This is a genomic window from Thermodesulfobacteriota bacterium (assembly GCA_040756475.1).
In the GTDB taxonomy this organism is placed as follows: Bacteria; Desulfobacterota; Deferrisomatia; order Deferrisomatales; family JACRMM01; genus JBFLZB01.
In genome coordinates, this window is the sequence record JBFLZB010000285.1 from 1 (window position 1) to 3,755 (window position 3,755).

At 69.9% G+C, this 3,755-nt stretch carries 6 protein-coding genes; 2 read left to right on the forward strand and 4 right to left on the reverse strand.

Going from position 1 to position 3,755, the window contains the following annotated elements:
* The 3 genes from AB1578_22495 to AB1578_22505 form a co-directional block, all read right to left on the reverse strand.
* Positions 1-674, reverse strand: a 674-nt coding sequence (locus AB1578_22495) for an HIT domain-containing protein (GenBank protein MEW6490667.1), incomplete at its 3' end; no start/stop codon positions are given.
* A 698-nt stretch (positions 675-1,372) separates the two neighbouring features.
* A complete protein-coding gene (gene rhuM / locus AB1578_22500) occupies positions 1,373-1,939 on the reverse strand; it encodes a RhuM family protein (protein ID MEW6490668.1) in 567 nt (188 codons plus the stop codon).
* Between the two features lie 32 nt (positions 1,940-1,971).
* Positions 1,972-2,367, reverse strand: coding sequence for a hypothetical protein (locus AB1578_22505; GenBank protein ID MEW6490669.1), 396 nt, complete (start codon positions 2,365-2,367; stop codon positions 1,972-1,974).
* A 222-nt stretch (positions 2,368-2,589) separates the two neighbouring features.
* Between AB1578_22505 and AB1578_22510 the strand changes: the two genes are divergently transcribed.
* Together AB1578_22510 and AB1578_22515 are read left to right on the forward strand one after the other, a co-directional pair.
* On the forward strand, positions 2,590-2,904 hold the full coding sequence (locus tag AB1578_22510; protein MEW6490670.1) for a nucleotidyltransferase domain-containing protein: 315 nt from the start codon (positions 2,590-2,592) through the stop codon (positions 2,902-2,904).
* Positions 2,891-3,328, forward strand: coding sequence for a HEPN domain-containing protein (locus tag AB1578_22515; GenBank protein MEW6490671.1), 438 nt, complete (start codon positions 2,891-2,893; stop codon positions 3,326-3,328). The genes AB1578_22510 and AB1578_22515 overlap by 14 nt, the downstream gene beginning before the upstream one ends.
* A 165-nt stretch (positions 3,329-3,493) precedes the next feature.
* Here AB1578_22515 and AB1578_22520 read toward each other — a convergent pair whose 3' ends face one another.
* On the reverse strand, positions 3,494-3,709 hold the full coding sequence (locus AB1578_22520) for a hypothetical protein (protein MEW6490672.1): 216 nt from the start codon (positions 3,707-3,709) through the stop codon (positions 3,494-3,496).
* Positions 3,710-3,755 lie beyond the last annotated feature (46 nt).

Below are 3,755 nucleotides of genomic sequence, written 5' to 3' on the forward strand. Positions count from 1 at the left end.
ACCTCGACCACCCGGAGCTCCAGAGTGCCGGAGGCCTCGCCTTCGGCGGCCGCACCCCGGCCGAGGTCCAGGACCCGGCGCAGGGCGTGGGCCTGGGTGATGTTCAGGTAGTCGCCGGTGAGGAGCCGGACCCTCGCGCCCCGCTCCAGGGCCGAGAGCAGGTAGGGCTCGAGGCGTTGGACCCCGCTGTCCTGCACGAAGGCCGCGAGGATCGAGATGTCGTCGGCCCGGGCGAAGAGCGGGACCAGGTGGGCGAGGAAGGGGTCGCCCGGCCCGCCCGCCGCGAGCGGCTGGGCTCGCCTTCCGGCGGTCTCCCGGGCCGTGGGGAGGAAGCCTCCTCCCCGCCGGTAGTTCCCCCGCGCCGGGATGACGAACCGCACCCCGCCCGTGGGGTCGTCCACGTCGCCGTCGAACCGGGGGATCAGGTGCAGGTGGAGGTGGGGCACCGTTTGGCCGGCGGCCACACCGGCGTTGAACCCGCCGTTGTACCCGTCGGGCTTCAGCTCGGCGTCGAGCCGCGCCTTCACCTCGTCGAGGAGGTCGAGGACGGCGACCTGCTCCTCGCGGGTGGCCTCGAACCAGGTCGCGACGTGGCGCCGGGGAATGATCAGGGTGTGCCCGGGGTTGACGGGGTAGCCGTCGCGGAAGGCTACGGCGAGGGCGTTCTCGGCCACGAGCTCGCGGCCATGGCGGTCGCAGAAGGGGCAGGGAAGGCGGGGATCAGGGATCGGGGGCTGGGGGCCAAGAGAGCGGGGGTCAGGAGGCTGGGGCTGGGGGGCGACTGGGGAGGCCATGCCGGGGGCGGCGGCGCGACGCCCTGCTGCCTCGCCTCCGTGCCCGAGCGTTCGCCCCATCGCCTTCCCTCCCGGTGAGCCTGTCCACTTCTTATCGTCCATTTCACTGTCTGGTCAAGGCCTGAAAGGACTTCACCCGTCGAGGCCCGTGCCGTTCTCGGTAGACCCGGCCAAGTTGGACCGGCGGACGGCCGCTCCACGGTGCCCCACTGTGACGGCTGGACCAGCAGGGAGCCGGATTCTCGGCATCGGAACCTTTCTGCCCTTCTGTGACACTTCCCCTTGGAGAGCCAGTGCCGTCCCACCTCCGCAGGTCCCCCCCAACCTCACCCCTCGCCTGAGAGCAGCGCCGGTGCCGGGTGCCGCGTTCCGCGTTGGAAGGCCGAAACGACGGCGCGGTGGGCTTCGGGTTCGCGGCCAGTCGCCGCGTTGGTTTCTGCCTTGCGCACGGCGGCATCCGGTCCTGCCTGCCCGAGAACGTCGCGGTAGGGATGAGTCTCCGGCCCCTTGCGCCTGCCGGTCACCGGTTTCGCCGGTTGATCAGGTTCACAACCACCCGTGTGAGCACGTCCTTCTCCTCAGGCCGGCTCTCGGCGATGAGGAGCGTCATGGCGAAAATCGGAGACGACGCGGAGCAGGGCCGTCGCCTCCTCGCCGGAGAGCTCCCGGCGCTCGGCCACGTCGGCCACGAGCCGCACCGCCTGCTGGAGCTCCTTGAGCCGCTTCGCGTTGACCGTGTAGCCTCGGACCAGGTACTCGCGCAGCACGCGGGTCGCCCAGATGCGGAACTGGGTGCCCCGCTTCGACTTCACCCGGTAGCCGACAGAGATGATGACGTCGAGGCTGTAAAAGGCGGTGGGTTTGGTCGAACCAGCAATATGCATTTTCTGCATATTGCTACCGGGTTCGAGCTCACTCTCCGCGAACACATTCCGCAGATGACGCGAAACCACGGACTGGTCCCGTTGGAAGAGCTCCGCCATCTGGGCTTGGGTGAGCCAGACCGTGTCCCGGTCCAGGCGCACCTCCAGCCCCGGTGTTCCGTCGGCCGCTTCGTAGAGGACAACCTCGCCCCGCGTCGCCGCGGAGGCCGGCTCAGGGGGCGCTGGGGGATGTTCGGTCTCTCCGGAGCGTGGAACCAACATTATTCCCTCCGGCCGCACTCGGACACGGGCGGTCAGCATGCTACCACCGACACGCCGCATGCCTCATCCCCCAAGAGGGTGAGTCTTGGACTCAAGGCGTGGGGCCCGGTGTTGCCGCTCGGCGGGAGGATGGGGCGCGGCCCCGGCCGGCGCACAGGTGCGCGAGGCGATGGACCCGGGGGCCAGGGGTCGGGATTGGGGGGGAAAGCGGATCTCGGCTCCTCCCCGTTTGGCGGGTCGGAACCCCCCGGGCCAAGCCGGCCCCAGAGGCGCCGGTATTTTCGCAGCCGCGCCCAGTCCCGGTCGCTGGGTTCGGCGAGGCGCCCCAGGTCCATGTTGTCTTCCAGGTCGGCACGCTTGATCCGGCGCGCCAGGGGATGGGCCTCGACCCGGGCGATGTAGGCTGATGCGAGGGGCTGGCTGCCCATCCCACTTCCGCTGAAACACCCCCCGGCTTCGTCAGCGCGACCCTACTCGGCCCCCGGCGGGCCCGCCATGCCCTGGTGCACGAGCGCCACGTCTCTTGGCTCCCAGGAACCACTGCCACCGGCCCAGCGGGATCTCGCAGTCCGCGACTTCCTGGGACTTCTGGCTCTTCCACCACCGCAACGCTATACTGCGCCCAAGTCTTCGGCACAGGGATTCGCATGGTGGATGCAGACGTCCTCACCAAGACAGTTGCACGGCTCGTCGACGAGTTCCATCCGGAACGAGTCATCCTGTTCGGTTCGCAGGCCAGGGGCACCGCGGACAGCCGAAGCGACGTCGACCTGCTCGTCGTCTGCCGCGACCCGGGAGACCGGCGGGCTCTCATGACGGCCATGGACCGGTCTCTCCGCGGGCTCCCGGTGGCGACCGACATCATTGTCATGACTCCCGAGGAGTTCGAAACCGATCGCCGGATCCCGGGCACCCTGGCTCGACCGGCGGCCCGGGAGGGGCGGGTGCTGTATGAGCGCGCCTGACCCCGAGGTGCTCCGCAAGATTCAGCAGTGGGTCACGTTCGCAGACGAAGACCTCCGACTCGCCCGACTGGCCCTCACCCTCTCCAGCGGCCTCCCGTACCGCCTCCTCGCCTTCCATGCCCAGCAGTGCGCCGAAAAGTACCTGAAGGCCTATCTCGTCTGCGCCGGCGTCGATTTTCCCTACACCCACAACATCCGCCGTCTCCGCGAGCTCTGCGAGGCCTCGGCGGGATGGATCGGCGTTCTGGACGCCGCAGACGACCTCTCCGTCTTCGCCACCACGGCCCGCTATCCTGGGGAAGCCGCCGAGGTGAGTCGGGAAGAAGCGCTTCGGGCCATCGCGCTGGCGGAACAGACGCGCAACGTGGTACGGCGCGCCTTGGCCGAGCAGGCAATCGCGCTTGCCGAGAGCGAGAACGCCTGAGCCGAGAACCTCCGCAGTGCCCCTCGCCCGAGACCGACTCCCGCACCACCTGGCTGCGTTCGCCCGCAGGTACTCGCTCCCCCGGCGGGCCGGCCGGCGCGGAGGTGCGCGTGGCGATGGACCCAGGGGCCGGGGGCCGGGGCTCGGGATTGGCGAGACAGCGGATCACGGCTCCTCCCCGTTTGGCGGGTCGGAACCCCCCGGGCCAAGCCGGCCCCAGAGGCGCCGGTATTTTCGCAGCCGCGCCCAGTCCCGGTCGCTGGGTTCGGCGAGGCGCCGCAGGTCCATGTTGTCCTCCAAGTCGGCACGCTTGATCCGGCGCGCCAGGGGATGGGCCTCGACCCGGGCGATGTAGGCTGATGCGAGGGGCTGGCTGCCCATCCCACTTCCGCTGAAACACCCCCCGGCTTCGTCAGCGCGACCCTAC

Coding starts and splice junctions, on each gene's coding strand:
- rhuM (MEW6490668.1), bottom strand. CDS start 1,939: ATGTTGGTTCCACGCTCCGGAGAGACCGAACATCCCCCAGCGCCCCCT.
- AB1578_22505 (MEW6490669.1), bottom strand. CDS start 2,367: ATGGGCAGCCAGCCCCTCGCATCAGCCTACATCGCCCGGGTCGAGGCC.
- AB1578_22515 (MEW6490671.1), top strand. CDS start 2,891: ATGAGCGCGCCTGACCCCGAGGTGCTCCGCAAGATTCAGCAGTGGGTC.
- AB1578_22520 (MEW6490672.1), bottom strand. CDS start 3,709: ATGGGCAGCCAGCCCCTCGCATCAGCCTACATCGCCCGGGTCGAGGCC.